The 745-nt window shown below is 43.4% G+C and carries 1 pseudogene; it reads right to left on the bottom strand.

Annotated elements, in window-relative coordinates:
- Positions 1-149: 149 nt before the first annotated feature.
- A pseudogene (locus tag A3756_RS28020) lies at positions 150-745 on the bottom strand (acetoacetate--CoA ligase); the annotation flags it as partial.

Raw genomic sequence — 745 nt, 5'->3', positions numbered from 1 at the left:
CATACTGCAGCACAGTCTTTAGGAAAGGAGCGCTGGTATAGAGACTATAAAGTCAGGGTTTCACGTGTGGAACGCGATTACGGTTTATTGTAAAGCGCCTATTATCAATAGAGAAGATTGCCTTCTCTATTGATTTTATAGTCATTGTGCTAGTCGCTTTTCAGGGCCGCTAAGTTGCTATATAAGTTTAATGCCTCTGGGTTTGCCAATGCTTCTATATTTGTAAGCTCTTTGCCGTGCACGACATTTCTAACGGCTAGCTCGACAATTTTTCCACTCAATGTTCTGGGAATGTCCGTGACTTGAAGAATCTTATTGGGCACATGCCTTGGTGTAGTATTCTCGCGGATACTTCGTTTTATCTTATCGATAAGCTGCGTGTCTAGTGTTAAACCTTCTTGTAAACGGACAAAGAGAATGACACGAACATCATCTTGCCATTCTTGGCCGATAGCAATTGACTCAAACACTTCCTCAACCTTTTCAACCTGACGATAAATCTCAGCAGTACCTATTCGAACACCGCCAGGGTTAAGGATTGCATCAGAGCGGCCGTGAATGATTACGCCGGTTTGGGTTGGTGTTCCATTATCTGCTTCGTGGACAATAAGCTCTCCGTAGTCCCCATGAGCCCATGTGTTGTCAAAGCGTTTAAAGTAAGCGCTTTGGTATTTTTCGTTATTTTTGTCATTCCAGAAACAGGTTGGCATGGAAGGGAAGGCTTGCTTACAAACAAGCTCTCCTT

Source organism: Oleiphilus sp. HI0086 (assembly GCF_001635225.1).
The sequence above is the reverse complement of the archived record's forward strand: the minus strand, read 5'-3'. Positions and strand labels throughout refer to the sequence as shown.